The organism is Pseudoalteromonas sp. S408, assembly GCF_005886645.1.
Lineage (GTDB): Bacteria > Pseudomonadota > Gammaproteobacteria > Enterobacterales > Alteromonadaceae > Pseudoalteromonas.
This window is the reverse complement of record NZ_PNDY01000077.1, coordinates 1-329: the sequence shown is the minus strand read 5'-3', so window position 1 is coordinate 329 and position 329 is coordinate 1. Positions and strand designations below refer to the sequence as shown.

General features: G+C 36.2%; 1 protein-coding gene. It reads left to right on the top strand.

Annotation, left to right across the window (positions count from 1 at the left end; genetic code table 11):
* Nucleotides 1-329: hypothetical protein (locus CWB62_RS18535; RefSeq protein WP_502705274.1), on the top strand; the 329-nt coding region annotated here is incomplete at both ends.

Here is a 329-nt window from a genome sequence, read left to right as displayed (position 1 = left end):
TTGAAAAAGGGGTGCTGATCAAAGAGCATAAAGAAACTGCTACCAAAGAACCCAATGGTACGGAAGTTTATTTTACGCCCGATGATTCGGTGTTTCGTAATTTTCATTACATACACGAGTATCTGGAAAATCAGATTTGGAATTATTGTTATCTCAACGCGGGGCTTGCAATAAATTTTAATGGGAAAAAATACCTAAGTAAGCATGGCTTACTCGATTTGTTACAACGTAAAACAAATCCTGATGAATTACGTTACCCCATTATTCATTTAAAGGGGGAAGATATTGAAGTGGCGCTCTCTCATAATAATGATTATGGGGAAGATATT